24 protein-coding genes are annotated in these 24,618 nt (G+C 74.7%); 8 read left to right on the top strand and 16 right to left on the bottom strand.

The genetic code is table 11. The features are described from left to right. Positions 1–134: 134 nt before the first annotated feature. Together ACL02T_RS21515 and ACL02T_RS21520 are read right to left on the bottom strand one after the other, a co-directional pair. On the bottom strand, positions 135–1,475 hold the full coding sequence (locus tag ACL02T_RS21515) for a chloride channel protein (RefSeq protein WP_412832530.1): 1,341 nt from the start codon (positions 1,473–1,475) through the stop codon (positions 135–137). Positions 1,476–1,553: 78 nt separating this feature from the next. After that, entirely contained in the window at positions 1,554–2,006 is a 453-nt protein-coding gene (locus tag ACL02T_RS21520; RefSeq protein ID WP_412832531.1) for a DUF1622 domain-containing protein, read from the bottom strand. Between the two features lie 96 nt (positions 2,007–2,102). Between ACL02T_RS21520 and ACL02T_RS21525 the strand changes: the two genes are divergently transcribed. Together ACL02T_RS21525 and ACL02T_RS21530 are read left to right on the top strand one after the other, a co-directional pair. Further along, positions 2,103–2,261, top strand: coding sequence for a hypothetical protein (locus ACL02T_RS21525; RefSeq protein ID WP_412832532.1), 159 nt, complete (start codon positions 2,103–2,105; stop codon positions 2,259–2,261). Positions 2,262–2,290: 29 nt separating this feature from the next. Then, positions 2,291–2,887, top strand: a complete 597-nt coding sequence (locus ACL02T_RS21530; RefSeq protein WP_412832668.1) for a heme-binding beta-barrel domain-containing protein — start codon at positions 2,291–2,293, stop codon at positions 2,885–2,887. Between the two features lie 122 nt (positions 2,888–3,009). On the opposite strand, the gene ACL02T_RS21535 is transcribed toward ACL02T_RS21530, so the two are convergent. Continuing rightward, on the bottom strand, positions 3,010–4,674 hold the full coding sequence (locus tag ACL02T_RS21535) for a hypothetical protein (protein ID WP_412832533.1): 1,665 nt from the start codon (positions 4,672–4,674) through the stop codon (positions 3,010–3,012). A gap of 548 nt (positions 4,675–5,222) precedes the next feature. Next, a complete protein-coding gene (locus ACL02T_RS21540; protein ID WP_412832534.1) occupies positions 5,223–6,572 on the bottom strand; it encodes a hypothetical protein in 1,350 nt (449 codons plus the stop codon). A gap of 188 nt (positions 6,573–6,760) precedes the next feature. On the opposite strand from ACL02T_RS21540, the gene ACL02T_RS21545 reads away from it, so the two are divergent. Both ACL02T_RS21545 and ygfZ read left to right on the top strand, forming a co-directional pair. Continuing rightward, positions 6,761–7,213, top strand: a complete 453-nt coding sequence (locus tag ACL02T_RS21545) for a Fur family transcriptional regulator (protein ID WP_503129099.1) — start codon at positions 6,761–6,763, stop codon at positions 7,211–7,213. Then, positions 7,210–8,295 (top strand): CAF17-like 4Fe-4S cluster assembly/insertion protein YgfZ, encoded by a 1,086-nt coding sequence (ygfZ, locus tag ACL02T_RS21550; protein WP_412832535.1) that lies wholly within the window; start codon positions 7,210–7,212, stop codon positions 8,293–8,295. Before ACL02T_RS21545 ends, ygfZ begins: the two co-directional genes overlap by 4 nt. Here ygfZ and ACL02T_RS21555 read toward each other — a convergent pair. Then, positions 8,292–9,128, bottom strand: coding sequence for a DUF8083 family protein (locus ACL02T_RS21555; protein ID WP_412832536.1), 837 nt, complete (start codon positions 9,126–9,128; stop codon positions 8,292–8,294). The two genes, ygfZ and ACL02T_RS21555, sit on opposite strands and share 4 nt — an antisense overlap. Before the next feature lie 233 nt (positions 9,129–9,361). Between ACL02T_RS21555 and ACL02T_RS21560 the strand changes: the two genes are divergently transcribed. Both ACL02T_RS21560 and ACL02T_RS21565 read left to right on the top strand, forming a co-directional pair. Beyond that, complete coding sequence (locus ACL02T_RS21560; RefSeq protein WP_412832537.1) at positions 9,362–9,559, top strand: DUF3073 domain-containing protein; 198 nt, start codon at positions 9,362–9,364, stop codon at positions 9,557–9,559. Between the two features lie 330 nt (positions 9,560–9,889). Beyond that, entirely contained in the window at positions 9,890–10,588 is a 699-nt protein-coding gene (locus tag ACL02T_RS21565) for an NUDIX hydrolase (RefSeq protein ID WP_412832538.1), read from the top strand. A 194-nt stretch (positions 10,589–10,782) separates the two neighbouring features. Here the strand turns inward: ACL02T_RS21565 and purM are convergent, their stop codons facing one another. The 5 genes from purM to purL all read right to left on the bottom strand — a co-directional run bounded on the left by purM (position 10,783) and on the right by purL (position 18,680). Continuing rightward, the gene (purM, locus tag ACL02T_RS21570; RefSeq protein WP_412832539.1) at positions 10,783–11,886 is read right to left on the bottom strand and encodes a phosphoribosylformylglycinamidine cyclo-ligase; all 1,104 of its coding nucleotides are present in this window, start codon (positions 11,884–11,886) and stop codon (positions 10,783–10,785) included. Between the two features lie 122 nt (positions 11,887–12,008). Then, a complete protein-coding gene (purF, locus tag ACL02T_RS21575; protein WP_412832540.1) occupies positions 12,009–13,604 on the bottom strand; it encodes an amidophosphoribosyltransferase in 1,596 nt (531 codons plus the stop codon). 33 nt (positions 13,605–13,637) lie between these two features. Then, positions 13,638–15,848, bottom strand: a complete 2,211-nt coding sequence (locus ACL02T_RS21580; protein WP_412832541.1) for a putative bifunctional diguanylate cyclase/phosphodiesterase — start codon at positions 15,846–15,848, stop codon at positions 13,638–13,640. Between the two features lie 142 nt (positions 15,849–15,990). Further along, positions 15,991–16,329: a sterol carrier family protein gene (locus ACL02T_RS21585; protein WP_412832542.1), complete on the bottom strand. Its 339-nt coding sequence runs from the start codon at positions 16,327–16,329 to the stop codon at positions 15,991–15,993. An 8-nt stretch (positions 16,330–16,337) separates the two neighbouring features. Next, entirely contained in the window at positions 16,338–18,680 is a 2,343-nt protein-coding gene (gene purL, locus ACL02T_RS21590) for a phosphoribosylformylglycinamidine synthase subunit PurL (RefSeq protein ID WP_412832543.1), read from the bottom strand. Positions 18,681–18,871: 191 nt separating this feature from the next. Here purL and ACL02T_RS21595 point away from each other — a divergent pair, with 191 nt between their 5' ends. Further along, on the top strand, positions 18,872–19,249 hold the full coding sequence (locus tag ACL02T_RS21595; RefSeq protein WP_412832544.1) for a hypothetical protein: 378 nt from the start codon (positions 18,872–18,874) through the stop codon (positions 19,247–19,249). Between the two features lie 16 nt (positions 19,250–19,265). On the opposite strand, the gene ACL02T_RS21600 is transcribed toward ACL02T_RS21595, so the two are convergent. From ACL02T_RS21600 to purS, 6 genes are all read right to left on the bottom strand, one after another. Then, positions 19,266–19,484 carry a hypothetical protein gene (locus tag ACL02T_RS21600; protein WP_412832545.1) on the bottom strand — a complete coding sequence of 73 codons (219 nt, stop codon included), beginning with the start codon at positions 19,482–19,484 and terminating at the stop codon, positions 19,266–19,268. Between the two features lie 69 nt (positions 19,485–19,553). Continuing rightward, the gene (locus tag ACL02T_RS21605; protein ID WP_412832546.1) at positions 19,554–20,003 is read right to left on the bottom strand and encodes a response regulator; all 450 of its coding nucleotides are present in this window, start codon (positions 20,001–20,003) and stop codon (positions 19,554–19,556) included. Continuing rightward, complete coding sequence (locus tag ACL02T_RS21610; RefSeq protein WP_412832547.1) at positions 20,000–21,652, bottom strand: sensor histidine kinase; 1,653 nt, start codon at positions 21,650–21,652, stop codon at positions 20,000–20,002. Before ACL02T_RS21610 ends, ACL02T_RS21605 begins: the two co-directional genes overlap by 4 nt. Then, positions 21,649–22,830: a PP2C family protein-serine/threonine phosphatase gene (locus tag ACL02T_RS21615; RefSeq protein ID WP_412832548.1), complete on the bottom strand. Its 1,182-nt coding sequence runs from the start codon at positions 22,828–22,830 to the stop codon at positions 21,649–21,651. Before ACL02T_RS21615 ends, ACL02T_RS21610 begins: the two co-directional genes overlap by 4 nt. 55 nt (positions 22,831–22,885) lie before the next feature. After that, complete coding sequence (gene purQ / locus ACL02T_RS21620) at positions 22,886–23,569, bottom strand: phosphoribosylformylglycinamidine synthase subunit PurQ (protein WP_412832549.1); 684 nt, start codon at positions 23,567–23,569, stop codon at positions 22,886–22,888. Then, entirely contained in the window at positions 23,566–23,796 is a 231-nt protein-coding gene (gene purS / locus ACL02T_RS21625) for a phosphoribosylformylglycinamidine synthase subunit PurS (RefSeq protein ID WP_037049488.1), read from the bottom strand. Before purS ends, purQ begins: the two co-directional genes overlap by 4 nt. 183 nt (positions 23,797–23,979) lie before the next feature. Between purS and ACL02T_RS21630 the strand changes: the two genes are divergently transcribed. Then, positions 23,980–24,618 carry an MBL fold metallo-hydrolase gene (locus ACL02T_RS21630; protein WP_412832550.1) on the top strand — a complete coding sequence of 213 codons (639 nt, stop codon included), beginning with the start codon at positions 23,980–23,982 and terminating at the stop codon, positions 24,616–24,618.

Raw genomic sequence — 24,618 nt, forward strand, 5'->3', positions numbered from 1 at the left:
CCGCGGAGCCCGCACCGCCCCGGTCACCCTCGTGGCGGCCGGAGCGGTGCGCTGTCCGCGAGTCGCGCCCTGAGCCCCCGCGAGTCGGGCCCTGAGCCCCCGCGAGTCGCGCCCTGGGCCCCCGCGAGTCGGGGTCAGACCGTCGCGGGCGCCGGGGCCAGGCGTGCGGCCGTCACGTGGGCGACGACGACGGCGACGATGACGAGCGGCATCACGGCCAGACCGTCGGTGCCGAGCAGCAAGGTCGCCAGCAGCACCGAGGTGAGGGGCAGGCGCAGCATCACCACGGACATCGCGCCGAGCCCGATCGCGGCCCCGGCCACGAGTGGCAGCCCGGGCAGGTGCGAGAGCAGGATGCCCCCCGCCGCGCCCACGAACAGGGCCGGGAAGATCGGGCCGCCGCGGAAGGCGGCGAGGCACAGCGCATAGGCCAGCACCTTGGCGACGAGCACGATCGTCAGCGCCGGAACGGTCCAGGAGGCGCTGCCGAGCAGCAGCGGCCCGACGGAGTCCTGGCCGGAGAACAACACGAACGAGACGTCGCGCCCGGTCAGGACCGCCGCGAGCACGGCCAGCCCGGCCACGACCACCCCGATCACGGGCCCGGCCACCATGATGCGGCTCTCGGCGTGCCGCCGCACGACGCCCGTGAGCGTGCGGATGACGAGGCCGACGAGCGCCGCGAGCAGACCCGCGAGCACCGCCCACCCGAACTGGACGACGTCGGTCCGGCCGAAGGGGGGGAGCCCGGGCAAGGTCAGCGACGCCGTGCCGAACCCGGTGAGCGAGTCGAGCCCGAGGAACACCAGTGAGCCGATCCCGGCCGCGAGCAGGCCGGGCAGCAGCACTACGCCGAGCGCCGCCCCCGCGGCCAGCGAGGCCTCCATCAGCAGGAACGCGCCCAAAATCGGCGAGCCCAGCAGGGCACTGATCGCGGCGAAGCTGCCGGTCGCGGCCAGCACCGCCGCCGTCCGGCCGTCGGCGCCCCGGCGGACGGCGTGCAGGGCCAGGACGCCGAGCCCGCCGCCCAGGGCGATCAGCGGGGCCTCCGGTCCCAGAACGACCCCGAGCCCCAGGCCGGCGAGCGCGGCCAGCAGGATCCCGGGCAGCTCGTTCGGGACGGGCACCTGGCCGGCGTGGAAGCCGTCGGCCGGCGAATGCCCCCCGTGCCCGGGCAGGTAACGGATGACGGCGGCCACCGCCAGACCGCCCACGGCGAGGACGGGTAGCGGCCACCACACCGGCGCGACGGCGAAGCCCAGCGCACGCGGGAGATCGGTGTAGGTCCAGTCCTGGAGCCCCGCGACCAACTGCAGGAAGAAGTACGCGGCCGCCGAGATCGGGGCGCCCACGAGAGCCGCGAGGACCAACAGCCGGGCGTAGCCGCCGGAGCGGAGGATGTCCTCGGGGGTCGGTGGAGCCGCCGGCGTCGTGCCCGCCGCACCGGCCCTCGCGGCCTCGTCCGCCTGCGCCATCACCGCTCTCCCGTCCGTCGCGCCGGTGCTCCACCCTCGCGGCCGGGCGCTCCCCAGGCACCGCCCGGAGTGGGTGACTCAGCGGCCGGCGCCCGTCACCTCGGCCCGGTCACGGGCCCGGACCGCCGCGGCGGCCACGCGCTCCGGCCCGCTCGTCATCGCCCTCCGCCAGGGCGGGACCCCCTCGATCTCGATCTCCAGCGAGAAGCTGAGGAAGGTGCGGATCACGACGATCAGTCCGAGGATCGCGATGTTCTGCAGGGTCGGCTCGACCGCGATCGTGCGGAGCAGGTCCGCGGCGACCAGGACCTCGATCGCCAGCAGCAACGTGCCGCCGAACGTCTCGCGGAGGGTCTGGTAGCCGTCGCGGCCGCGCCGGGTCGATCGCCAGACCCGCGCCGAGAGCACCACCGACCAGAGGATGCCGACCACGAGCACCGCTGCGCCGAGCACCTCGAAGATCACGGCGGCGCCCTCCATGAGCCGGAAGACCGTCGTCGACGGCTCCTCCGCGGCGCTCAACACGTCCATCCCGGGCCTCCCGCCGGGAGCCTGCTCCGTACGGGGGCGCGCCGTCCTCACCCGGGTCGGGCGACCGGGGGTGGGGCGGGACTATGCTCGCCCGCCGTGCACTGGTTCTTCACCGTGCTGCTGATCGCGGCGAGCGCCGGGACGGTCGCCTTCACCGGCTTCCTGCTGCGGCGGCTGTTCACGACGGCACCCGACGCCACCGCCGCGCTCGCGGCCCGGCCGACCGAGGAAGTCCCGGAGGAGCCCTCCGTATGACGCAGCCCGACGGCAACGACGTCCCCACCATGATCACCGGCCCCGCCAACGCCGCGCCGGACTCGCCGCAGCGCAACCGGCCGCAGTGGGACGACCTGCCGGTCCCGGACGACACCGCCAACCTCAGGCAAGGCCCGGACCTGCACGAGCAGTGCCTCGGCCTGCTCCCGTTGATCGGCGTGTGGCGCGGCACCGGCGAGGTCGTCTACCCGACGATCGACGGGCCCTTCCACTTCGGCCAGCAGCTCGTCTTCGCGCACGACGGCCGCCCGTTCGTCTCGTACGAGGCGCGGGCGTGGCTGCTCGACGAGGACGGAAAGGTCATCCGGCCGGCCGCCCGGGAGACCGGGTTCTGGCGCCCGCAACCCGACGGCTCGCTCGAGGTCCTCATCGCCCATGCCACCGGCATCATCGAGGTCTGGTTCGGCGAGAAGGGGGACCTGCGCTCCTGGCAGATCGAGACCGACGCCGTGATGCGCACCCCGTCGGCGAAGGAGGTCGTCGGGGCGAAGCGGCTGTACGGCCTGGTCAACCAGGGCGACCTCGCCTACGTCGACGAGCGGGCGATGCAGGGGCAGCCGATGCAGCCGCACATGTCGGCACTGTTGCAGCGGGTGGCGGGCTGAGCGGCGACCCGCTCGGTCACCCGTGCCGTCCTGATCCTTCCGGAAGGCGCAGCTGGGCTGCCGCCGATCTCTCGCGCTGACGGGCGAACGAACGCAGTGGACCGCGTCGGCGGGGGAGCGCGTCAGGGACGACGGTTCTGGCCCAGCATGCGGTCGACCTCGGCACGGTCGAGGCCCGCGAGCTCGGCGACCTGGTTCGGACCGAGACCTGCGTCGGCCAGTTTCCGGACGACGCCGCCGAGCTCGTCCCGCCGGGTGCGCATCTCCTCCGCCAGCCTGCTCAGCTCCTCCTGCTGGCTCTGCAGCTCGACCGTCGCGCCGACCGCGCGCACCGGGTCGTCCAGGAGCACCGCGAGGAGCCGGTCCCGGGCGTCGCCGCGACGCGGGTCCACCAGGGCGTTCGACGGCTGCGCGGCGCGGGCGCGTGCGGCCAGGGCCTGCCGGACGGCCGCGGCGACGGTGCGGCTCGACCCCGCCTCCCCCGGCCCCGGCTGCTCGACCGCAGCCTGGTCGCCGCCCGCCTGCTCGGCTGCCGACTGCTCGGCTGCCGGCTGCTCGAGCTCCGGCTGCTGGAAGCCCGAGTGTTCACGGCCCGTCTGTTCGGGCCCAGGCTGCTCGAGGCCCGAGTCTTCACGGTCCCTCTGCTCGGGCCCGGGCTGCTCGAGCCCCGAAGTGGACCCCGTACCTCCCGCAGCGACAGGTACGCCGCGCGAGGTGGTGTCGGCCGGACGGGCACCAGTCGGGCCGGCCGCGTCCGGTTCGACCGTCGGGCCGCCGGCGCCGGCAGCACCCCCGGCCGGGTCGGAGGGGTCACCCTCGCTCCGCGTCTGCCGGCCGAGGGCCGCGGCGAGCCCCACCGCCCCGAGGGCCGAGAGCTGGGCCGCGCTGGGCCGCTCGTCGGCGGGAGCCACGGCATCGGCGGCGGTGGGACGGTCCGCGCGGTCGGTCACGTCGGAGGAGACGGGCGCCTCCGCGCGAGGCACCGCGGCGGCGGGAGCGGCGGCGCCGGGCGAGGTCCTGGCGTCGGCCGGTCCGGTCGAGGCTGCAGCGGGCGCAGCGGCGCTCTCCCGTCCCTTCCCCTGCTCCGCTGCACGGACCCGGGCGTACGGGGTCGGGGCGCCCTGGGCCGCGGCCATCAGCCGGGCCGCGCGGGCCGCCGGGGTCAGCTCGGATGGTTCGCCCGGCGGGGCCGCCCCGCCCCGGAGGGGGGTGTCTTCCGCGGAGCCGTCGGCCAGGGAGTCGGCCTCGACCTTCGCCGTGCTCCGGTCCGCGGGCGAGCCGGTCGCAGCCGGCGCGGGCTGCGCAGCGGGGGCCCCGCGGCTGCCCGCGTGTGCCGCGCCGTCCGCGACGTCCGTGTCGGGTGCGCCCGCCGCGACCTCCGTGTCCGCCCCGTCGGCCGCGACCTCGCCGTCCAATCCGCCGGCAGCCCCCTCGGTGTCCGGTCGGCCGGCCGCGACCTCGGGGGCCGGTCCGCCGGCAGCCACCTCGGGGGCCGGCCCGCCGGCAGCCCCCTCGGGGGCCGGCCCGCCGGCAGCCACCTCCGTGTCCTGCCGGTCGGCCGCGGCCTCCGTGTCCTGCCGGTCGGCCGCGGCCTCGGGGGCCGGCGCGCCGGAGCGGGACTCCTCCTGCGTCACGGAGTCACCCGTCGCAGCGCGGCGGGCCTCGGCCTGGATCGCAGCGGCCTGCTCGGCGGCCGCGCGATGAGCACGGGCGCGGGCGAGGAGCACGTCGGACTGCACGGGCAACGGCGCGGTGTCCGCCTCGCGGACCGCCACGGCCTCGGCCACGGTCCGCGGGCGCGCCTGCGTTGACCCGGCAGACCCCACCGCCGCGGCAATGGCCCGTGCGCCGCCGGCCCCGTCGCCGCCGGCCCCCTCACCGGTAGCCCCAGCGCCTCCGGTCCCACCGCTTCTCGTCCGTGCGCTGCTCACACCCTCACCGGCGCCGCCGGCATCGGCACCGGCAGTGCCTGCGGCTCCAGCGCTTCCGGTCCCACCGCTTCCGGACGCGCCCGCCGCGGAACCTCCGGCACGTCCGGCGTCAGCGCCACCCGCCTCAACACCACCGCCCGCCGCAGCCGCGGCGACACCCGCCGGCTCGGGCTCGGGCCGGGGGGACGGCATCTCGCCGACGGACTCGCCGGTCCAGTCCGCATGCGTCGGCTCGGCGCCGGGCTGTGTCCTCGCCCTGCCGCGCACCGCGCGCACGACGACGATCACGACCGCGATCACCAGTGCCGCGGCCCCGACCCCGAGCGGCACGAGGACGTCGGCCGAGAACGCCTGCTCCATGGACGCGCACGGTACGCCGATCTACGTCACGGTGCGCAACGGTTCTATCCGGAGCGTGACCCCGAGGTCGATCGGTTCGAACGGGTGGCGTCCTTGCCCCCGGACGGCCGCCCGGCGCCGGCCGACGACCCTTCCGACCCGTTGCACTCACCGCTCGACTGACCACCCCGCGGCTCGTCGGACGTTTCTGACCTGCCGTTACGCGGCTTCACCGCGTCGCGGCCCGGTGCGGGCTTCGGCCGGACCGCGCCGACCTTGACCGTCTCGGACACCTCGTCGGGCGCGGCCGTCGCGTCCGGCTCGACCTTCTCCGCAGGCGTGTCGTCCGGCGCGTCCGACGCGGACGAGGCCGCGGCGGCGGCCGACTTTTCAGCCGATCCGGTGTCGCCGGATCGCTTCACCGGGGACAGCGCGGAGACCGCAGACACCGCAACCGTGCGGTCCGGTTCCACTGGCCGCGCAGGTGTCCCGGGCTTCTCGACGTCCTCATCGGACTTCGCCACGGGCACCATCGCGGTGGCGGGCTCGGCCTCCTCGCGGCTCGCCCCGCGGTCCTCACCCCGGGCCTCGGAGGCGGGCCGGAACAGGTCGCCCGCCGAGCCGGGCCCACCGGAGTCCGGCCGGCGGACCGCCGTGGTCTCCTCCACCTCCGCCGCGGGCGACGCCGACGGTCGGGCCGACGACGGTGAGGACGGCCGGGACGGCGCGGCCCCCGGCAGCGGCTGGGCGGCGGCCGACGCGGCCGGCCCGTCGGCCGGCGCCGGCTTGGGCCGGGGGCTCGGCCGCACGGGCCGCTCGGTCCGCGACTCCTCCTTGTCCGGCGACGCCGTGGGCGGGGTGACGGCGAAGCGGGCGGTCGGGGCGCCGAGCAGGCCCTCGAGCTGGCCCCGGAGCCGGGTCAGCTCGGCCACGACGGCGTCGCGCTGCCGGCTCAGCTCGGCGAGCTCGGCCCGCGCACCCTCCTGCTCCTTGCGCACCGACTCGCTCTCCGCCTTGGCCTCGCGACGGGCGGCGGCGCGGATCTCCTCGGCCTCCTCCTCCGCGGCCTGCAGGATGCTCTGCATGCGGTCGGTGAAGGAGCCGATCATGTCCGGCGACTCGGGCCCGCCCGGGCGCGGCCGTGGCGTGGGACGCGGGCGGGCGCCGGGCGGCGGCCCGGGCGGCGGCCCCATCGGCCCCACGGGTCCCATCGGGCGCTGCCCCGGCCCCATGCCCGGCGGCGGCCCCACGGCCGGGAAGGGCTGGCTGCGCGCGGCGTCGAGGTCCGCGCGCATGCGGGCCAGGACCCGCTGCAGGCGCGCCACGTGCTCGTCGACCTGCCTGCGGTCGTAGCCGCGGAGCACGACGTCGAACCGCGGGGCACCGGGCGAGCGCTCACCCCCGTCAGCCGTCATGTCCCGACCCTTTCCGTCGCCGCCCCACCACTCACTTCGCCGAGGGTAGGGAGATCCGTACTCGCGTTCAGAAGCGTTCACCCTAACGGAGCACGACTCCACCCGGCCAGTCGACTTGCGACAGCAGCCCGTGGAGCACTCACCCTGGCCACGGTCCCACGCCTGCCGACGCGCCTACCATCGGGGCCGTGGACACCTCGCTCAAGTCGACGCTGCACCGGCGCGGCCTGCGGATGACGCCCCAGCGCCAACTGGTCCTCGACGCGGTCCGCGAGCTGGGCCACGCCACCCCCGAGCAGATCTGCACCCAGGTGCAGCGCGCGGCGCCGGCGGTGAACATCACGACCGTCTACCGCACGCTCGACCTGCTCGAGGAGCTGCGGCTCGTCCGGCACACCCATCTCGGGCACGGGGCGCCGACCTACTCGGAGCGGGAGCACGAGCACGTCCACCTCGTGTGCCACCACTGCGGCGCGGTGAGCGAGGCGCCCACGGCTCTGATGGACGGGCTGGTCGACCGGTTGCGCGAGCGGGAGGACTTCGAGCTCGACGTCACGCACGTGGCGCTGTCGGGACGGTGTGCGACCTGCCGCGAGGACGGGAAGGCCGGGCAACTCGAGGAGAAGGAGACACGGGCGTGACCGAGGTTCCCGAGGGCGGCGCCGAGCAGCCCGACCCCGACACCGCCGTTGCCGCGCACCGCGGCGACCCGCTCGCCGAGCAACGCGCGATGGCCCGCTCGGCGGCGGTCGTCGACCGCTCCCACCGCGGCGTGATCGCGGTCCCCGGCGAGGACCGGTTGAGCTGGCTGCACCTGCTGCTCAGCCAGCACGTCAGCGAGCTGGCCGAGGGCGCGGGCACCGAAGCGCTGATCCTGGACGCACAGGGCCGGGTGCTGCACCACGCCCTCGTGTCCCACGTCGGCGACACGGTCTGGCTCGACACCGAGCAGGCCGACCTGGGCGAGCTGCTGGGTTACCTGCAGAAGATGGTGTTCTGGTCCAAGGTCGAGCCGCGGGACGCGACCGGTGAACTGGCCGTGTTGTCGCTGGTGGGACCGGACACCGCCGCCGTGCTCGCGGCCGCCGGTCTGCCGGCGCCGGCGGGCGGGTACGCGAGCGCCGCCCTGCCCGGCGGCACGGGGTTCGTCCGCCGCATGCCGTGGCCCGGCCCCGACGCCGCCGACGTCCTGATCCCCCGCGCCGAGCGGGACGACTGGTGGGCCCGGCTCACCGCCGCCGGTGCGCGCCCGGCCGGGACGATGGCCTTCGAGGCGCTCCGGGTGGAGTCGCGGCGCGCCCGCGTGCACCTCGACACGGACGACCGGACCATCCCGCACGAGGTCGACTGGATCCCCTCGGCCGTGCACCTCACCAAGGGCTGCTATCGCGGGCAGGAGACGGTCGCGCGCGTCGCCAACCTCGGTCGTCCACCGCGCCGGCTGGTGCTGCTGCACCTCGACGCCGGCGACGAGGAGCTGCCGGTGACCGGCGACCCGGTCCTCCGGGACGGCCGGAAGGTCGGTCGCGTGGGGAGCGTCACACAGCACCACGAACTGGGCTCGGTCGCCCTGGCGCTGCTCAAGCGCTCGGTGCCGGCGGACGCCGAGCTGGTCGCCGGGTCCGACGAGCGGGCCTCGCCCGCGGCCGTCGACCCGGACTCCTACCGGGACGACGACGGAGCCCCGCCGCCCGGGCGCGCGGCCCAGCTGCGCGTGCGTTAACCGGCCCGCTGTCGGGCGGCGACCCGCCCCCAGAACTCGCGCAGCCGCCCGTAGCACTCGGCCGCCTCGTCGAGTTCCCCCGCGCGCAGCATCCGCAGCGCGCGGCGGACCTCACCCGCCGAGTCGTCGGTCCGCAGCGCGTCGTCGTCGAGGAGGTCGACCAGGCCGCCGTAGTCGAGCTCGACGATCGAGGTGCGGTCGAACCGCTCCAGCCAGCCGCGGGTCTCGGCGAGGACCTCCGCCGGTCCCTCCTCGCCGACCGACGCCTGCACCACCCGCTCGGCCTGCCCGGCCCGGCCGAGGGCCTTGGCGATCGGCACGCGCCACCAGACCCGGCGCTGCGCGTCCAGCCTGACCTGCCGTTCCTCGGGGTCGACCAGGGCGAACCAGGGCAGTGGGACCGTCCACGCCGCCGTGACGACGTGGGCGGCGGAATCGCCGAGCTCGGCCACCGCGCGCTCCGCCCGCCGCCGGGCCGCGGCCTCCGGCACCACCAGGGCGGAGGTCCGCAGCACCGGGCTCTCCTCGGCCAGGAAACCCAGCACGGCCGCCGCGGCCCGCGGCCGGGTGTCGAGCGGGCACACGAACGGTTCGCCGCCTTCCCCGCCCAGGACCAGCACGTCGACCGGAGCACCCGCCCCGCCCCCGGCGTCACCGGGCAGGAGCCGACCGTGCAGCATCGCCTGCAGACACAGCTCGCGCTCCCGGCGTCCCGCCCGGTCCGGCCGGACGGCCCCGCGCGCCAGCCCGGCCCGCACCGCGACGCCCGACGGGCCGTCGAACGCGCGCAGCGGCTCGTACACCCGCAGGTAGGAGAGGAACGGCGACGGCACGGTCGGAGATCCTTCCGCACCCGCCCCGCCCTCGGACACGGCCTCCGCCGGATCGGGCCGCCGGATCGGGCCGCCGGTGCGGTCCGAGCCGCGCGCCGGACTCGGTCACACCATCGATGCCACGTCGCACGCTCGCGGTGTCGCACGGTACTGTGGAGCCCAGGACAGTGATGACACAGACGGGGCCGCCGAGACATCCGGCCGCCCCTTCCCTGTTGTAAGGGGGACCAGCCATGGGGCGCGGACGAGCCAAGGCCAAGCAGACGAAGGTGGCCCGAGCGCTCAAGTACAGCTCCCCCACCATGGATCTCGATGCATTGCAGCGGGAGATCGGCAGTGGGACGGCGGTAACCGACGACGACGAGCAGTACGACGAGTACGCCGACCGCTACTCGTCGTACGACTCCGACGAGGACGACGAGCGCCGCTAGTCGGTCCCTCCGCCCACGCCGCGGCGGGCTGTTCAGCACCACCGGACGTCACGGACTCGCGCCTCCCACCCGTCGCGGGACGGGTGGGAGGCGTCCGTGCCGCGGACGGCCTTTCTCGTGCTCCTGCGGGAACGTGAGCCTTCCCACGGTCCCCGCGCCGCGCCCGCCCGGGGCACGGGTTCGGGCCCCGTCACGCTCTGCCGTCACCGGTCGTCGTCGCAGGTCAGCGGCCGTTCAGTCCTGAGCACGAGCTCTGGGCGGGCGGTGCGCCCACCGCGCGCCGACCGATCTTCACCCGATAGCCTCACGCCGACGAGAAGGCGGTGAGTGATGCGCGGGAACCTGTTCGCGGTGGCGGTCGACCTGGTCGTGCTGACCGTGCGTCACGACCAGCTCAACGTGCTGCTCGTCCGGCGCGCGGAGCGGCCCTACGAGAGCCACTGGGCGCTACCCGGCGGTTTCGTGCAAGCCGACGAGGACCTCGGGGACACCGCGGCCCGCGAGCTGGCCGCGCAGACCGGCGCGGCCACCCAGGGCGCGGTGCAGGGGCACCTGGAACAGCTGGGCGGGTACGCGGCACCCGGCCGCGACCCGCGCGGGCGGGTGCTCAGTATGGGCTATCTGGCGCTGCTGCCGAACATCCCCGACCCGGAGCCGACGGGCGGCCCGACGGCGGCGTTCCTGCCCGTCGAGGACGTCTACGGGCTGGCCTTCGACCACGACGCGATCCTTGCCGACGGCGTGGAGCGGGCGCGAGCGAAGCTCGAGTACACGACGCTCGCCGCGGCCTTCTGCCCGCCGGAATTCACCGTGACGGACCTGCGGCGGGTGTACGAGGCCGTGTGGCGCACCGAGATCGACCCGCGCAACTTCCAGCGGAAGGTCACCTCCACGCCGGGCTTCCTCATTCCCACGGCCACCCGGGTCACCGGGGGCCGCGGCCGTCCGCCGCAGCTCTTCCGCCGCGGCCCGGCCACCGCGCTGCACCCGCCGATGCTCCGCGAGCCCGTCGCCGTCGCCCACGCCTGACGACGTCATGGCGCCAGAACACGCAGATCGGGCCCGAAGGCGCACTGTGGTTCCACAACGCGCGCCAGACCGGGCCTGAGAGCACTGTGGATCCACAACGCGCGCCAGACCGGGCCTGAGAGCGCACTATGGATCCACAACGCGCGCCGGGCCCGGCTCGAGAGCGCTCTCCGGCACGAGCAGGCGGGGTCAGGTCAGAAGCGGGGGTGCTCGCCCACCAGTTGCACCCGGGACCCGACCTCGCCGGAGGTCTCGCCCTCGGCGCGCCTGACGTCGCCGAGCACCCAGGCCGGGACGTGCCGGGCGGTGAGGACGGCGAGGGCGCGGTCGACGTCGTCGGGCGGGAGGACCGCCACCATGCCGACGCCCATGTTGAAGGTCTTCTCCATCTCGGCGCGCTCGACCCGGCCGCGGCCCTGGATCAGCTTGAAGACCTGGTCCGGCGTCCAGGACCCGCGGTCGGCGACGGCCACGAGCCCCTTGGGCAGCACACGCTCGAGGTTGCGGGCCAGCCCGCCGCCGGTGACGTGCGCGAAGGTCCGTACCCCGGTCTCGGCGGCCAGGGCCAGGCACTCCCGCGCGTAGATGCGGGTGGGGACCAGCAACTCCTCGCCGAGGGTGTGGCCGAACTCCTCGACGTGCCCGTCGAGCGGCATCCGCGCGATGTCGAGCAGCACGTGCCGGGCCAGCGAGTAGCCGTTGGAGTGCAGGCCGGAGGACTCCATCGCGACCAGCACGTCGCCGGGGCGGACCCGCTCGGGCCGTAGCATGCCCTCGGCCTCGACGATCCCGATCCCGGTCGCCGACAGGTCGTACCCGCCGGCCTCCATCAGGCCGGGGTGCTCGGCCGTCTCGCCGCCGAGCAGCGCGCACCCGGCCTGCTGGCACCCCTCGGCGATGCCCTTGACGATCGTGGCGACCTGGGTGGGCACGAGCTTGCCGACGGCGATGTAGTCCTGCAGGAACAGCGGCTCGGCGCCGCAGACCACCAGGTCGTCGACCACCATCGCGACCAGGTCGAGGCCGATGGTGTCGTGCTTGTCCATCGCCTGCGCGATCGCGACCTTGGTGCCGACGCCGTCCGTCGAGGCGGCCAGCACCGGCTCGGTGTACTTGCCGAGCTTCGGGGCGAACAGCCCGGCGAACCCGCCGATCCCGCCCAGCACCTCCGGGCGGGTGGCCTTCTCGGCGTACGGCCGAAGTTGCTCGACGGCCTCCTCACCCGCCTCGATGTCCACGCCCGCGGCGGCGTAGCTGGCGTGCGGGTCCTGTCCGGGGGTCGACGGGGGGGTCGGCATGGGTCGGGCTCTCGTTCCTGGAGGGAGGTCTCGGACACGGGGGCACCCGCGTCCGCCGGGTCGGCGGGTGTGCGCCGCCCCGGCCGCCCGGTCCGCGGTGGCGGACCGGGCCGGCCCAGGCATCAGGGCCTGTTCAGGGCTTCCGCAGCACCGTAGCCGACGGACAGCGGCGCCGGGGTGTCCCGGGCCGTCTCCCGCAGCGGACCGGGGTCGCCGGACGCGGCACCCGCGGCGTCGAGCGCCGGAGCCTCGAGGAGGTGCTTGCCCAGCCGGGCCTCCTCGGGCAGCGGGATCGGGTACTCCCCGTCGAAGCAGGCGCAGCACAGCCGGCTGCGGGGCTGCTCGCTGGCGGCGACCATGTTGTCCACCGACACGTACGCGAGGCTGTCGGCCCCGATCGAGCGCCGCACGCCCTCGGTGTCCAACCCGCTCGCGACGAGTTCGGCGCGGCTGGCGAAGTCGATGCCGTAGAAGCAGGGCCAGCGCACCGGCGGCGAGGCGATCCGCACGTGCACCTCGAGCGCGCCGGCCTCGCGGAGCATCCGCACGAGCGCCCGCTGCGTGTTGCCGCGGACGATCGAGTCGTCCACCACGACCAGGCGCTTGCCACGGATGACGTCCCGCAGCGGGTTCAGCTTGAGCCGGATGCCGAGTTGGCGGATGGTCTGCGAGGGCTGGATGAAGGTCCGGCCCACGTACGCGTTCTTGACCAGGCCCTGCCCGTAGGGGATGCCCGAGCCCTGGGCGTAGCCGATCGCGGCGGGGGTGCCGGACTCCGGCACCGGGATCACCAGGTCCGCCTCGACCGGGCTCTCCAGGGCGAGCCGCCGGCCGATCTCGACCCGCGCGGCGTGCACCGAGCGGCCGGAGATCGAGGTGTCCGGGCGGGCCAGGTAGACGTACTCGAAGACGCAGCCCTTCGGCTCCGGGGCGGCGAAGCGCGAGCTGCGCATCCCGTCGGAGTCGATCGCGAGCAGCTCGCCCGGCTCGACCTCCCGGACCATCGAGGCGCCGACGATGTCCAGCGCCGCGGTCTCGCTGGCGACGACCCAGCCCCGCTCGAGCCGGCCGAGCACCAGCGGGCGGACGCCGTGCGGGTCCCGGGCGGCGTAGAGGGTGTTCTCGTCCGCGAAGACGAAGGAGAAGGCGCCGCGCACCTGCGGCAGCAGCCGCATCGCGGCCTCCTCCACGCCGGTGTCCGCCGCGGAGGCGGCGAGCAGCTCGGCGACCAGGTCCGAATCCGTGGTGGCCTGCACCCCGGAGTCGCGGCCCCGCTCCTGGAGCGTGCCGACCTCGTCGCGCAGCTCCGCGGTGTTCACCAGGTTGCCGTTGTGCCCCAGAGCCAGCCCGCTCCCGGTGGCGGTGGTGCGGAACACCGGCTGGGCGTTCTCCCAGGTGGTGGACCCGGTGGTGGAGTAGCGGCAGTGACCGACGGCCAGGTGGCCGCGCAGCGACGAGAGCGTCTGCTCGTCGAAGACCTGGCTGACCAGGCCCAGGTCCTTGAAGACGACCATCCGGCGGCCGTCCGAGACGGCGATGCCGGCGGCCTCCTGCCCGCGGTGCTGCAGGGCGTAGAGGCCGTAGTACGTCAGCTTGGCGACGTCCTCACCCGGAGCCCAGACGCCGAAGACGCCGCACTCCTCCTTCGGGGAGTCGTCGAGCTGACGAGGGGTGGGTTCGTCGGAGTGGACGGGGGTCTCGTTCCGGCTGGAACTCAACGCACTCGCTCCTCGGGGCACTCGGTGTCGCGGCTACTCGATGGTACGCCGCCGCAGGCCCCGAACCCATCCGGCGGGACCGGCGTCACCGAACCACCGGCCCTGCCCCAGGTCGCACCCGAGCCGCCGGAGCCGCTCCGCCTGCACGTCCGTCTCCACCCACTCGGCGGTGACCTCGAGGCCCAGCGCGTGGGCCATCGCGACCAGCGAGCTCACGATGCTCTCGTCGACCGGGTCCGGCCGCTCGTGCCGGAGCCCGTCGATGAACGAGCCGTCGATCTTCAGGGCGTGCACCGGCAGCCGGCGCAGCCAGGCGAGGCTGGAGTAGCCGGTGCCGAAGTCGTCGAGCGCGAGCCGCACGCCCGCGGCGCGCAGCGCGGACAGCGCGTCCATGGTGGCGGGCTCGTCACCCAGCACGGCCTGCTCGGTGATCTCGAGCTGCAGCCGGTCCGGGGCGAGCCCGGTCTCGGCGAGCAGGGTCACCACGTCCTCGACGAAGCTCTGCTCCGGCAGCTGCACCGGGGAGACGTTGACGCTGACGTAAGGTGCGTCGACGCCGAGCTCCGCCTGCCACGACGCCGCCTCCCGGCAGGCCGCTTCGAGGACCCAGCGGCCCAGGGGGACGATGGCCCCGCTGCTCTCGGCCAGCTCGATGAAGCGGCCCGGACCGAGCAGGCCCTGCTCGGGGTGCTCCCAGCGCACCAGCGCCTCGACGCCGCGCACCGAGCGGTCCGTCAGCCGCACCAGGGGCTGGTAGGCCAGCCGGAACTGGTCCCGCTCGACCGCGCTGCGCAGGTTCGCGAGCAGCGCGAACCGGGCCGCCTCGCCGGCGTCGCGCTCCGGGTCGAACACCGCCCTGGTCCCGCCGCCCTGGCCCTTGGCCCAGGACAGCGCCACGCCCGCCGCCCGCTCCAGTTCGGCCGGGCACTCCGAGTCGGTGCCGCCCTCGGCGATCCCGATGCTCGCGGTCACGCCGATCCAGCGGCCCGAGACGTGGAACGGCGCGGCGAGGGCCTCCAGGAGCCGGTCCGCCACCCCGCAGACCTCGCCGACGCCGGCGGGGTCGGTGAGCAGCACCGCGAACTCGTCGCCGCCGGTGCGGGTCACCAGGTGGGGGCCGGCCGCGGTGCGCAGCCGGTCGGCCAGCGCGGCGAGCAGCTCGTCCCCCACCGCGTGGCCGTGGATCTCGTTCACCCGGCGGAAGTCGTCGACGTCGAGCGCGCACAGTCCCACCCGGGTCACCGTGCCGTCGAACGCCTGCCGCACGGCCTCCTCGGTGATGTCCCGGTTCGGCAGGCGGGTGAGCCGGTCCCGCGAGGCCGCCTCGACCAGCCGGGTGCGCAGGCGGTACCGCTCGGAGACGTCCTCGATGACCCCGATCAGGTGGCTCGGCCGGCCGGTGTCGTCCCGGATCAGGGAGCCGGTGACGTGCCCCCAGACGTACATCGGGGTCGGGCCGGCGAACCGGACGTCGATGCTGACGGTCTCCGGGGTGCCGTCGACCAGGCGGCGGTAGGCGGCGTCGAAGGCCTCGTAGTCGTCCGGGTGCACGAAGTCGGAGACCGGGCGCGGCAGGGTCGGGCGCTCCAGCATGCCCATCATCCGGCAGGCGGCCGGGTTGAGGTCGACGACCTGGCCGTCGAGGGTCGCGATGGCGATGCCGACCGGGCCCTGGGTGTAGATGGTGCGGTAGTGCGCCTCGCTCTCGGCGAGCGCCTTCTCGACGTCCCGGCGAGCCCGCAACGTGGCCCGCATGAGGTCCTCCTGCGCCTGGTGGGCGCGGAAGCGCAGGGCTCCGGCGAACCCGGCGGCCAGCTCGTCGAGCCCGAGGGCCAGCCGCTGCCGGTCCTTCGCCGAGATCAGGCCCAGCGCACCGGGCCCGGCCTCGCGCAGCAGCCGGACGGTGCCGGGCAGGACGTCCTCCGGCGCGGCCCCGACCAGGCCCGCCCGGTCGCCGCAGAAGCCCGACGCGGCCAGGTCGGCCCCGATTCCCCGGACGGTCAACGGCCAGAAGGGCTCGGCCCGAAGCGCCGCGCGCAACCGGACGAGCAGGGTCGCGAGCACGCTCGCATCCTCGATCCCCGCGTGCGGCAGCAGTTCGGCCCAGCGTTCCGCGAGCGAGCGGACCTCGGGCCCGGGCTGCTCGCCCAGGATCCCGCCGAGCCCGCCGACCGCCCCGGCCGCGGCCGTGCGCAGGAGCCCGGGCGGCAGACCGTCGGGACCCGGGAGGTTACCCGCTGCCACTACGCAGCCACCTCCCGTCGCCTGTCGGGTTCGTCCGTGTGCCGATCGGGGCAATCTTGGGCCTCGTGACGTTGTTTCGCCACCAGTACGGCGCAGGCATCCCCCGTTCCGGGGACCCGACGCGGGCCCCGGTCGGCGGTTCTCAGCGCAACGGGAGCAGCGCGCCGACCTCCGGGGCGCGTGAACCCGACGCGCTCACCGTGCCCGATCCGACCGCATCCGTCCAGTTCAGACGCCCTGTGGCGAGCGCCAGCCAGGTCCGGGCGTCCGTCTCGACGATGTTCGGCGGAGTGCCCCGCGTGTGCCGCGGCCCCTCGATGCACTGGATCGCCGCGTAGGGCGGGATCCGCACCTCGACGCTGCGGCCGGGCGCGCGCTCGGCCAGGGCCGCCAGGGACTCCTTGACGGCCTCCTTGACCACGCTCCGTGGTGGAGCGGTGCCCCCGGCCAGCCATGCGTCGAGCAGATCGGTCTCGGTCACCGCGTCCGTCACAGCGTCTCGGCGCCCGCCCGGACCTCGAAGCCGGCCTCGAACAGCGCGGGCAGCGTGCCCTCCCAGGCCGTGCGCAGCTCCACGAGCGGCAGCGCGGCCACCCCGTCGATGGCGAGCTCGGCGCCCGCCGGCTCCGCCGCACCGACTGTGCCGAGCCGCTCGGCCGGGACTCCCGCCTCGGCGGCCGCGGCCAGCAGCTGGTCGGCTGCCTCGGGCGCCGTCGTGACCAGCACCCGCCCGGCGGTCTCGGAGAACAGGGCCACGAACGGGTCGGTCGCGAGCGCCGCCGGCAGCGCGACGGCGGCGCCGTGCCCGCCGACCAGGCTCGCCTCGACCAGGGCCTGGGCCAGACCGCCGTCGGACAGGTCGTGGCTGCCGGTCAGCACGCCGGCCTGTGCGACGAGCAGTTGCGCCAGCCGCTGCTCGTGCGCCAGGTCGACGGCCGGGGGCTCGCCGCCCAGGTGGCCGTGCGCGACGTGCGCCCACTCGCTGCCGCCCAGCTCGTCGGCCGTCTCGCCGAGCAGCACGACGACGTCCGCCGGGCGGCGGAAGCCGGCCGGAACGCGGGCGGCCACGTCGGCGATCACGCCGAGCACGCCGACGACCGGGGTCGGCAGGATCGCCTGCGAGCCGGTCTGGTTGTAGAAGCTCACGTTCCCGCCGGTGACCGGGATGCCGAGCTGTGCGCAGCCGTCGGCCAGCCCGCGGACGGCCTCGGAGAACTGCCACATGACGTGCGGGTCCTCGGGCGAACCGAAGTTCAGGCAGTTGGTGACCGCCAGCGGCACGGCGCCGGAGGTCGCGACGTTGCGGTAGGCCTCGGCCAGCGCGAGCTGCGCCCCGGCGTACGGGTCGAGTGCCGCGAACCGCGCGTTGCAGTCGGTGGCGACGGCGATGCCGCGACCGGTGGACTCGTCGACGCGGACCACCCCGGCGTCGGCGGGCTGTGCGGCGGCGGTGTTGCCCCGGACGTACCGGTCGTACTGGTCGGTGACCCAGGCGCGGCTGCACAGGTTCGGCGAGGCGGCCAGGCGCAGGATCTCCGCACGCAGCTCGGACGGCGCCGACGGCCGGGGCAGGGTGGCCGGGGAGTTCGCGACGAGCTCGTCCTGGCCCTTGCCCCGCACGACCGGTCGCTCGTACACCGGGCCGTCGTGCGCGACCGTCCGCGGCGGCACGTCGACCACCGTCTCGCCCCGGAAGTCGATGACCAGCCGGTCCCCCTCGGTGACCTCGCCGATCACCGTCGCGATCGTGTCCCACCTGCGGCACACGGCCATGAACGCGTCGACGTTCTCCGGGGCGACGACCGCGCACATCCGCTCCTGCGACTCGCTGGAGAGGATCTCGGCGGCGGTCATGCCGGCCGCCCGCAGCGGGACGGCGTCGAGGTCGATGTGCATGCCGCCGTCGCCGGCACTGGCGAGCTCGGAGGTCGCGCAGGACAGCCCGGCGCCGCCGAGGTCCTGGATGCCGACGACCAGCCCGGCGTGGAACAGCTCCAGACAGCACTCGATGAGGACCTTCTCCGTGAACGGGTCCCCGACCTGTACGGAAGGCAGCTTCTTGCGCCCGGTGCCCTCGCCGAAGGTCTCACTGGCCAGGACGGAGACACCGCCGATGCCGTCCAGCCCGGTGCGCGCACCGAACAGGATGATCTTGTTACCGGTACCCGAGGCGAAGGCCAGGTGCAGGTCCTCGGTGCGCATGGCGCCCACACACAGGGCGTTGACCAGCGGGTTCCCGGCATAGCTGGCGTCGAACACGACCTCGCCGCCGACATTCGGCAGGCCCAGGCAGTTGCCGTAGCCGCCGACCCCGGCGACGACACCGGGGAGCACCCGCACGGTGTCCGGGGCGTCGGCCGGGCCGAAGCGGAGCGGGTCGCCGACCGCGATCGGCCGCGCGCCCATCGCCATGATGTCGCGGACGATGCCGCCCACCCCGGTCGCGGCGCCCTGGTAGGGCTCGACGTAGGACGGGTGGTTGTGCGACTCCACCTTGAACGTGACGGCCCAGCCGTCGCCGATGTCGACGACGCCGGCGTTCTCGCCGATGCCCGCGAGCATCCGCTCCCGCATCGCCTCGGTGGTGGTCTCGCCGAAGTAGCGCAGGTGGACCTTGGAGGACTTGTAGGAGCAGTGCTCGCTCCACATCACCGAGTACATGGCGAGCTCGGCGTCCGTGGGACGGCGGCCGAGGATGTCCCGGATGCGGGCGTACTCGTCGTCCTTCAGGCCGAGCTCGCGGAAGGGCTGCGGCTGGTCCGGCGTCGCCGCGGCGGTCGCGACGGTGTCGATCGGGATGTCGGTACCGGTGCGGGCGTCGAGCTCGGTCACGGGTACCAGCGTAAACGCCGTGGAGGACCGCTTCCGCGAGCCGTCCGTCACCCTGGGCGGTCGCCTCGGGCGCGGATCGACCGCACCGGGATCGACCCGCCGACCCACCGCACCGGCCGTTCGGCCCGGTCCACGCGCGCCCGGATCCCGGTACCGTCGCTGACGGGGTCGGGTGCGGGAGGAGGCCGGTCGTGTCGAAGGTCGTGCTGCGGGTCGCGCAGATCGTCGGGGTGCTGGTGCTGGCGGGAATCGCGATCAGCGTGGCGGTGGGGCTGGTCCAGTGGCTGCTGGGGGTCGCGGTGATCGTGGCGATCCCGCTCGGCGGGTACTGGATCTACAAGCAGGTCAAGGCGCGCAGGCAGCCGCCGGCGCCGGCCACCGGGGCACCGACCGGGGTGCCCGCGCGCGCCGGCGGCTCGGACCGGCGCGTGGAGCTGGAGGGACGCGCGGTGCTCGACGCCTCCGGCCGCTGCGGATGGTGCGGCTCGCCGACCCTGCACAAGGACGAGTTCGGCTTCCCCACCACGCCGCTCAAGTACCACCGCGCCGAGATCGAGGCGATGCTCTGAGGCGCCGAGCCGTCGGTCAGTCGTCGGTGAACGTGCCCAGCGTGCGGAAGTCGAGGTAGTCCCCGAGGGTCAGCGCGACGTCGCCGAAGTTCAGGACGTCGCCTTCCGCCATCGAGAACGGCTCGGTGTTGGCCAGCCGGACGGTGCCGTCCCCGGCGGGGACGGTCTCGAAGCGGAGCTCGCGGACCCCGTCCGGGGTGAGCAGGTGCGCAGTGCGCTCAGGAACGGATGACATCCCCGGGACGTACCCGCGTCGTCCGAGGTCACTCCGCTCACGCGACCACGAACGCAGGACCGCCCTCCTTCAGGCGCCGGGCAGCTTGACCACGCTGACGAAGAAGTGGTCGATCTGCTTGATGGCCTCGATGAAGCCGTCGAAGTCCACCGGCTTGGTCACGTAGGCGTTGGCGTGCAGCTGGTAGCTGCGCAGCACGTCCTCCTCGGCCTGCGAGGTGGTGAGCACGATGACCGGGATGGAGCGCAGCGCCTCGTCCGCCTTGACCTCGGCGAGCACCTCCCGACCGTCGCGACGCGGGAGGTTCAGGTCGAGCAGGATCAGGTCCGGCCGGGGGCTGTCCCGGTACGGCTCCTCGTTGCGCAGGTAGGCCAGCGCGGCGGCCCCGTCGGTGACGACGTCGAGCCGGTTGTGCAGGTGCTCCTCGAACGCCTCGCGGGTCATCAGGACGTCGCCCGGGTCGTCCTCGACGAGCAGGACGTTGACGACGCGGGCGGGATCGGTGAGGGCTTCGCTCACGACGGGAACTCCTTGCTCGGTGCGGCGCCGGCGAGTGCCGGGTCGGCGGGGGGCGGGGTGGCCGGGGAGACGGGCAGGGTCAGGCGGAAGGTGGTGCCGGGCTCGTCGGGCTCGCCGTGGTCGACCCAGATGCGGCCGCCGTGGAACTCGACGATCTTCTTGGCCAGCGCCAGCCCGATCCCGGTCCCGGCGTAGACCTCCCGGCCGTGCAGCCGCTGGAAGATCACGAAAATCTTGTCGGCGAACTCGGGCTCGATGCCGATGCCGTTGTCGGACACCGAGATCTCCCACTCGTCGCCACGCAGCACGGCGCCGATGCGGACCACCGGCGGCACGTCCGGGCGGTGGAACTTCAGCCCGTTGCCGATCAGGTTCATCAGCATCTGCTGGATGAGCGAGGGATCGCCGGGCACGGTCGGCAGGCCCTCGGGGATCACGACCTCGCCGCCGGCCTCCTCCGCGGCGGACGCCAGTTGCGCCGCGGCGGCCTGGGCGACCTTGCCGAGGTCGACGGGCTCGAAGCCCGTCGTGGTGCGGCCGACCCGGGAGAAGGTCAGCAGGTCGTTGATGAGCCGCTGCATGCGCTGTGCACCGTCGACCGCGAACTCGATGTACTGGTCGGCGCGCTCGTCGAGCTTGCCGCCGTAGCGCCGCTGCAGCAGCTGGCAGAAGCTCGAGACCTTGCGCAGCGGTTCCTGCAGGTCGTGGCTGGCGACGTAGGCGAACTGCTCGAGGTCGCGGTTGGACCGCTCGAGGTCGCGGGTGCGGTCGTCGAGCTGGGAGTTGGCCTCCTGGAGCTCGTCGACCTCGCGCTGGATGTGGGCGCGCATGGCCTCGACGTCCGTGCCGAGGGCCACGAGCTCGCGGGGGCCGCTGCCGAGCACGTGCGTACCGACCTGGCCCTCGACGACCTGGCGGGTCTGCTCGGCCAGCCGGCGGATCGGCATCAGGATGACCTTGCGCAGCCCGAGCGCGGCCAGCAGCAGGGCCGTCGCCGCCACGGCGGTGATCGCGACACCGACGACCGACAGGAAGGTGATGGCCGAGTCCAGCTGCTGCCGGGCGGTGGCCCGTGCGGCCTGCACCTGGTCGATCACCTCGATGCTGGCGCCGCGCACCTGGTCGAACAGCAGGCGGCCCTGCCGCGCGTCGGGGGTGGGGGCGCCGGCCCGGGCCGCGGCGATCGCGGGCTCGGCGTACTCGCTCCGCCAGGTGTCCGCGGCCCGCTCGACCGCCTGCACCGCCGTGTCCAGCTCGCTGCCGGGCAGTCCCGCGATCAGCGGCTGCAGCGAGGCGACGGCGTCCGCCTCGGCCGCCCGGCCCGCGACGTAGGGGCTCAGGAACTCGGCGTCGGGCAGGACGGTGAAGCCCCGCACGCCGGTCTCCTGGTTGAGCAGCCCGGCCTGGAGGTTCTGGCTCGCGGTCATGCCCGGGCCGATCTGGTCGAAGAGCACGCTGCGGGCGTCGGCGATCCGGACCACGGCCCAGGTGCCGAGCGCGACGGCGAGCAGCGACAGCAGGGCGATGACCGTGGCGCCCACGCTGAACCAGCGGCGCAGCGTCCAGCGCTGCCGGGCCTCCTCCAGGGCGGCGGGGTCCAGGCGCAGCCGGGTGCGCGCGCGTCGGCGCGGCGGAGCGGGCGTGCTCACGCCTCGTCCGCGAGATCGGACAGCAGGAGCATGGCGACGTCGTCCGCGAGCGGGCCACCGTTGATCCGCTCGACGTGTTCGACGAGCCTCCCCGGAAGCCGGGTCATCGGCGTGTCCCGCTCCTTCCCGAGCACCTCGATCAGACCTTCCTGCCAGAGCAGCTCGTCCGGGCGGGCGCCCCGACCCTCGATGAGCCCGTCGGTGAACAGCAGCAGTGCCCACCCGGGCGGCAGCTCGAGGACCTCGGGCTCCCACTTCGCCTCGCGCAGCACCCCGAGCGGCACGCCGACCCGGGGCCGCAGCGACACCGGGTCGGGCCGCAGCGAGACGGGCGGCGGGTGGCCCGCCGTCCGGAGCAGCATGCGGGCGCCCCCGTCGCGGGCCGGGTCGATCGTGAGAGTGCAGACGGTGGTGAACAGGGTGCGCTCGTGCCGCTCGCTGACCAGCACCTCCTGCAGCTTCGGCAGGACCTGCGGCTCGTCCACCCCGGCCAGCACCAACGCCCGCCAGGACACCCGCAGCAGGGCGCCGAGCGCGGCCTCGTCCGGGCCGTGGCCCGCGACGTCGCCGATGATGGCGTGCACCGTGCCCGACGGGCCGCGGACGGCGTCGAAGAAGTCCCCGCCGATCACCGCGCGGGTCCGCCCGGAACGGTAGAAGGACCGGCCGTGCACGGTGCTGCCGTCGAGCAGCAGGGAGGGCAGCAGGCCGCGCTCGAGACGCACCGACTCGGCGGCCACCAACTGCTCCTCGCGCAGCCGGACCATGCTGGCCTCGGCGCGCCGGCGCTCGACGGCGTAGCGGATCGCCCGGATCAGCACCGCGCCGTCGGCCTTGTTCTTGACCAGGTAGTCCTGGGCGCCGACCCCGACCGCGGCGATGCCGAGGTGCTCGTCGTCGAGCCCGGTGAGCACGCAGACCGCCGCCGACGGGTCCGCCTGCAGCACCTCGCGCAACCCGTCGAGGCCGCTGACCCCGGGCAGGTTCAGGTCCAGCAGCACGCAGTCCGCGGCCGGCAGCAGGTTGCGCTCCACCACCGCGCGTACCGACTCGGCGACGGTCACCCGCACGGACGGGTCGACCTCGGCGAGCAGTTCCTGCACGAGGAAGACGTCGCCCGGGTCGTCCTCGACCAGCAGAACCCGGTGGCTGGCCGCACCGGGCAGGGGTCGGGTCACGAACGGCCTCTCGGTCGGTGGAGCGGACCGCCAGCCTAATGGGACGCGGGCGGCCTCAGGCTGCGGGAGCACCCGCGAGCGTGCCCAGGACCGAGGTGAACAAAACCAGTCCCTGCTCCGAGGGCCCGGTGAGCAGGTCGATGGCGTGCTCCGGATGCGGCATCAGACCCACGACCCGGCCGTTCTCCGACGCGACCCCCGCGATGTCGGCGACCGAGCCGTTGGGGTTGCCGCCGACGTAGCGGAACACCACCCGACCCTCGGCCTCCAGCGCCGCCAGCGTGTCCGGCGCCGCGACGAAGCGGCCCTCGGCGTTCTTCACCGGCACCACGATCTCCTCGCCGGGGGTGAAGCCGGCGGTCCAGGCGGTGTCGGCGTTGTCGATGCGGAGCCGCTGGTCCCGGCAGACGAAGTGCAGCTTCTCGTTGCGGGTCAGCGCGCCCGGCAGCAGACCGGCCTCGCACAGGATCTGGAAGCCGTTGCAGATGCCGAGGACGGGCAGGCCCTCGGCCGCGCCCTCGACGACCTCGCGCATGATCGGCGCGAGACTCGCGATGGCCCCGGCGCGCAGGTAGTCGCCGTAGGAGAAACCGCCCGGCACCACGACCGCGTCGACCCCGCGCAGGTCGTGGTCGCCGTGCCAGAGGGCGACGGGCTCGGCGCCGGCGTAGCGGACCGCGCGCGAGGCGTCGACGTCGTCGAGCGTGCCGGGGAAGGTGATGACGCCGATGCGGCTCATACCCGGGTCACCGTCCAGTCCTCGATGACCGGGTTGGCCAGCAGGTCGCCGGCGATGCGGTGCAGGGTCTCGTCGTCGACCGAGTCGTCGACCTCGAGCTCGAAGTGCTTGCCCTGCCGCACCTCGATCCCGGACACACCGATCCGGGTGAGGGCCCGCGAGACCGCCTGGCCCTGCACGTCCAGGATCTCGGGCTTGGGCATCACGTCCACGACCACTCTCGCCACCCCTCAAGACTACGGTGAACAGGGACGACGCCGCCGCCCCCGCCGGGTGAGGCTGGTGACATGCGGCTGCCGGTGTCCGGCGGGACCTCCCGCGGTGGGTGGCGGAGGCGGCGTCCGGATCCGACGTGCGGGACCCCGGGGCCCGCGTGTGCCCCGCCGCACGGCCCGGAGCAGGGTGGGGGCATGCAGCTCACGCACTACGGCCACGCCTGCGTGCTGGTCGACACCGGCGCCGCCCGCCTGCTGTTCGACCCCGGTGCCTTCGCCACCGGCTTCGAGTCGCTGACCGGGCTCGACGCGGTCCTGGTGACCCATCAGCACTTCGACCACCTCGACACCGACCGGCTCACCGCGCTGCTGCGGGCCAACCCGGACGCCCGGCTGATCGTCGACGACGGCACCGCCGGGCAGCTCGACGGGCCCGAGTACGAGATCACCGCCCCGGGCGCGGCGCTGCAGGTCGCCGGTGCGTGGATCGAGGTCGTCGGCGACGGCGACCATGCGGTGATCCACGCGGACATCCCCGTCATCCGCAACAACGGCTACCTGGTCGACGGCGCCCTGCTGCACCCGGGCGACGCCTACGTCCGGCTGCCCGAGGGCCACGACCCCGTGGACACCCTGCTGCTGCCGACGGGCGCGCCGTGGCTGAAGGCCGGCGACGCGGTGGACTACCTGCGCGCGATGAGCCCCCGCACCGCCGTCCCGATCCACGAGGCGGTGCTGGCCAACCCGGCCACGCACTACGGCCTCCTCACCGATCTCGCCCCCGCGGAGACCACCGTCTCGGTGCTCGACCGGGAGCGGCCGACCGCCCTCTGA

It is taken from the genome of Pseudonocardia oceanicola (assembly GCF_047200735.1).
GTDB lineage: Bacteria > Actinomycetota > Actinomycetes > Mycobacteriales > Pseudonocardiaceae > Pseudonocardia.

What these genes read in the sequence shown, in the direction of transcription:
- ACL02T_RS21515 (WP_412832530.1), bottom strand. Translation starts at nt 1,475, where the DNA reads ATGGCGCAGGCGGACGAGGCCGCGAGGGCCGGTGCGGCGGGCACGACG.
- ACL02T_RS21520 (WP_412832531.1), bottom strand. Translation starts at nt 2,006, where the DNA reads ATGGACGTGTTGAGCGCCGCGGAGGAGCCGTCGACGACGGTCTTCCGG.
- ACL02T_RS21530 (WP_412832668.1), top strand. Translation starts at nt 2,291, where the DNA reads ATGATCACCGGCCCCGCCAACGCCGCGCCGGACTCGCCGCAGCGCAAC.
- ACL02T_RS21540 (WP_412832534.1), bottom strand. Translation starts at nt 6,572, where the DNA reads ATGACGGCTGACGGGGGTGAGCGCTCGCCCGGTGCCCCGCGGTTCGAC.
- ACL02T_RS21560 (WP_412832537.1), top strand. Translation starts at nt 9,362, where the DNA reads ATGGGGCGCGGACGAGCCAAGGCCAAGCAGACGAAGGTGGCCCGAGCG.
- ACL02T_RS21565 (WP_412832538.1), top strand. Translation starts at nt 9,890, where the DNA reads ATGCGCGGGAACCTGTTCGCGGTGGCGGTCGACCTGGTCGTGCTGACC.
- purM (WP_412832539.1), bottom strand. Translation starts at nt 11,886, where the DNA reads ATGCCGACCCCCCCGTCGACCCCCGGACAGGACCCGCACGCCAGCTAC.
- ACL02T_RS21600 (WP_412832545.1), bottom strand. Translation starts at nt 19,484, where the DNA reads ATGTCATCCGTTCCTGAGCGCACTGCGCACCTGCTCACCCCGGACGGG.
- purQ (WP_412832549.1), bottom strand. Translation starts at nt 23,569, where the DNA reads ATGAGCCGCATCGGCGTCATCACCTTCCCCGGCACGCTCGACGACGTC.
- ACL02T_RS21630 (WP_412832550.1), top strand. Translation starts at nt 23,980, where the DNA reads ATGCAGCTCACGCACTACGGCCACGCCTGCGTGCTGGTCGACACCGGC.